4 protein-coding genes are annotated in these 3309 nt (G+C 45.3%); 2 read left to right on the top strand and 2 right to left on the bottom strand.

The window, feature by feature from the left end; all coding sequences use genetic code 11:
* Positions 1 to 301 (top strand): penicillin-binding transpeptidase domain-containing protein (locus ACOCD9_RS11125; RefSeq protein WP_419547473.1); only part of this gene is annotated, 301 nt, incomplete at its 5' end.
* A 379-nt stretch (positions 302 to 680) separates the two neighbouring features.
* On the opposite strand, the gene ACOCD9_RS11120 is transcribed toward ACOCD9_RS11125, so the two are convergent.
* On the bottom strand, positions 681 to 1694 hold the full coding sequence (locus ACOCD9_RS11120; RefSeq protein WP_419547472.1) for a calcium-binding protein: 1014 nt from the start codon (positions 1692 to 1694) through the stop codon (positions 681 to 683).
* On the opposite strand from ACOCD9_RS11120, the gene ACOCD9_RS11115 reads away from it, so the two are divergent.
* On the top strand, positions 1687 to 1839 hold the full coding sequence (locus ACOCD9_RS11115) for a hypothetical protein (protein WP_419547471.1): 153 nt from the start codon (positions 1687 to 1689) through the stop codon (positions 1837 to 1839). The genes ACOCD9_RS11120 and ACOCD9_RS11115 overlap by 8 nt on opposite strands.
* Positions 1840 to 2360: 521 nt before the next feature.
* Here ACOCD9_RS11115 and pgsA read toward each other — a convergent pair.
* A complete protein-coding gene (gene pgsA, locus ACOCD9_RS11110; protein WP_287702737.1) occupies positions 2361 to 2912 on the bottom strand; it encodes a CDP-diacylglycerol--glycerol-3-phosphate 3-phosphatidyltransferase in 552 nt (183 codons plus the stop codon).
* Between the last annotated feature and the right edge of the window lie 397 nt (positions 2913 to 3309).

The following is a 3309-nucleotide window of genomic DNA, read 5'->3' as shown; positions in this document are numbered from 1 at the left end:
TGGCGAGGATAGCGATAGAAATCAGCAGGTAATCTCCCCTAAAACCGCCGAGACGATGAATAGCCTATTGCGGGGGGTGATAACTAATGGTACAGGAGGCGCTGCCAGTGTTGGCATGGGAGAAGCGGGTAAAACGGGAACCACTAATAATTATGTGGACCTCTGGTTTATCGGTTATCTTCCCCGTCGCCACTGGGTGACGGGCATTTGGTTAGGAAATGATAACAATTCTCCCACTTCCGGCAGTAGTCAACAGGCAGCCCGGTTATGGGGCGATTATCACCGTCAGTTAAGTAGGTAGGCGTTAAAAGTTGTCAGACACCCCCCTTATCAAGGGGGGACTAAGGGGGGATCGGCACCCCCCTTATCAAGGGGGATCCCCCCGCCTTCGGCTTCCCCCCTTATCAAGGGGGATCCCCCCGCCTTCGGCTTCCCCCCTTATCAAGGGGGGCTAGGGGGGATCGAACCTAAAATCCATTTTTAATTTAATTATAACCAGCTACTTAATCACCACACAAAACTAATGCCAATGGCTCTCAAGCTCCCTTTACTAATGCTTTAAAGTAATAAGGGTGTCCTAGCCCTAGCTAACACACCCGCAAATATTATTTCTGGTGGCTTAGTTTTACCCCAAAAATCCACAACTGCCCAACCCACCGCAGGGGATGGACAGGCATAGATTAGACAATGACAATATAGCCGTGGTCGAAGGCTGCTGGCGCACCAGTAAGGGTTGCGAGTAGAACCGGCGCAAAAGCGCCACCAGTACCATCTGCGTCAAACCGTAAAGCACCATCAGTGGTATTATAGAGGAATCTTTGCAAGTTATCAGTAGCGGCAACAACTCCCGCACCCCGAAGGAATTGCGTACCAGTCAAAAGACCAAGAGTCAGTCCGCCATTGACGAAACCGCCGCCAGAGGCGGAGATTTGGATAGAATCAGTGTCAACCCCGGTGCTAAAATCGGTGATGGTGTCAGCGCCCTCATTGGAAGCAGCGTAAGCAAAACGATCAGTACCAGTACCACCAGTGATGGTATCGCCGATGGTACCACCAAATATGGTATCGGCTCCAGCTCCACCGTTGATGGTATCGCCTCCAGAATTGCCTTGAATAGCATCGTTTCCAGTGCCGCCTAGAATACTATCGCCGCCCTGAAGACCAACGATGTTATCGTCTCCCGCCCCACCGTCGATGGTATCGGTATTGCCCCCGCCGGTGAGGGTATCATTGAAGTTACTACCTATAATGTTATGGGGAACGTTTGAATCGATTCTTGAGACGGTAGTTTGACCGGCGGGTGCTGGTGGATTGCCCAGAGATATGGTTGTGGTACCTGCGGCTTTCGTGATAGTAGCACCGTCGATTGTTAGTTGATAAGTGTCGGTAGTCCCAGCGCTAACAAAGGTAAAGCTATTTGCTGGCAGGGAAAGGGTCGTAGAATAGACTCCACCGACCTGGGAAAGGGTTGCGCTAGAAACAGCAGGGCCGAAGTTGGTTATTCTCCAAACCGTACTGCTGCCTTGAGCGGGAGCGAAAACGCCAATGAAAGTGAGATTATCGGCGGTAAGGCCTGTTGCTGGCAGAGAAATGGGGAGAGTAGGATTGGCGTTCAGTAACTGGGCAACTGTCGCACTCCCAGCAGTGAAAGAAACACCAATGGCAGAGCCAGAGAAGTCTACAGTAATGGCCATAGTTTTTCCTTTGAATGATTTGTTTGAATCTGAAGAGTTTGACAATCTTCCTCCCGATTATTATATACCGGGAAAAAAAATGCAACTATTTTTTGGGGGGCTTGTTTCCCAGATTATTCTTGGGGACAAGCATCTGCTAGGCTAAATTTAACCATGCCGCATCGGAAGACGATGCAAAGTTCTGTCATAAGATGTTGACTATTTAAATTACTCGTTAAGACTGCATGGGAGTGCCGGAGACGCGGAGCAGGAGTTTGAGCTTTTGTACTAAAGTTCCTGAGAGGCGGTTTAAATGCAGTATAGCTTACTCAGGTTTTGACTATTCGAGCGAACTTCAGTTTAAAGTAAGCTCAGACGCATTTTAACCCCCTATCCTGGGATTAGTGGAAGGAACCACAAAGACACAAAGATCGATCATTCCTAATATAAGTTAAACTTATCACACAAAGAGTAAGAGAGCCTCCGCACCGAACTGGAATTGTGTAGCCAACAAAGCAGCCGCAGTCAGTCCACTCCCGAAACCAGCGGTAGAAACTTGGATAGTATCGGCGTTGCCCCCAGTAGGGTTAAAATCGGTGATGGTGTCAAGGCCTTCGTTTAGGTTATCGTTGCCATCACCACCGATTAGGCTATCGTTATTTTTTAGGTTTGTTTCCTCAATTATTGCTAATGATTAAGTTTTTCTGAATTTTCTGTTAATTTTCGGTTGGGGGTGATATAAATCACCCCAGAAATTAAAGTTAATGTCACCGATAGCCAAAAAGCCACCTGAGCAATTAAGTTATATTCAGAAGGCAAGGGAGCAATCAAGAGAGCGATAGCGACAATTTGGCTGACTGTTTTGCTTTTTCCCCACCAATTAGCTCCTTTTATGTCGCTATTTCCCGTTAAATTGGGATTAATGCGCCAACCAGCGATCGCTAATTCGCGAGCGAGAATCAAAAATACTCCCCAAGCGGCAATTAAATCCATTTCAATCAGAGCTAAAAGAGGAGCGAGAACCAGCAATTTATCGACTAAAGGGTCGAGAAATTTACCTAATTCGGTGATTTGCTTTAATTTTCGCGCTAGATAACCATCGAGCCAATCGGTGCTGGCAGCAATCAGAAAGATAATTAAACTTAACCAGCGATCGATTTCTGTGCCTTGATGCAACCAGTATAAAATTAATGGCAGTCCCAAGAGTCGCGATAGGGTAATCGAGTTGGGTAGGTTCATTTTTCAGTGATCAGTAAACAGTAAACAGTGATCAGTGACCAGGCTCTCTTAGGTTTGGTGGGTAAAATGTATTCTAAGATACATTCCTCCTAGCGAGTGAGTGGAAGGAACCACAAAGACACAGAGGACACAAAGACTGATCGATCATAATGTAAGTTAAACTTATCACACAAAGAATAAGAGAGCCGTAATCAGTAAACATTAAACAGTCAACAGTAATCAGTAAAAAGGCAGCTCCGAGCTTGTCGCTTAATACTATTCACTTAAAACTTAAAACTTAAAACTTAAAACTTAAAACTTAAAACTTAAAACTTAAAACTTAAAACTTAAAACTTAAAACTTAAAACTTAAAACTTAAAACTTAAAACTTAAAACTTAAAACTTAAAACTTAAAACT

Origin of the sequence: Microcystis sp., from assembly GCF_048564745.1 — a bacterium.
In the GTDB taxonomy this organism is placed as follows: Bacteria; Cyanobacteriota; Cyanobacteriia; order Cyanobacteriales; family Microcystaceae; genus Microcystis; species Microcystis ichthyoblabe_A.
This window is presented reverse-complemented; position numbering and strand designations above follow the sequence as displayed.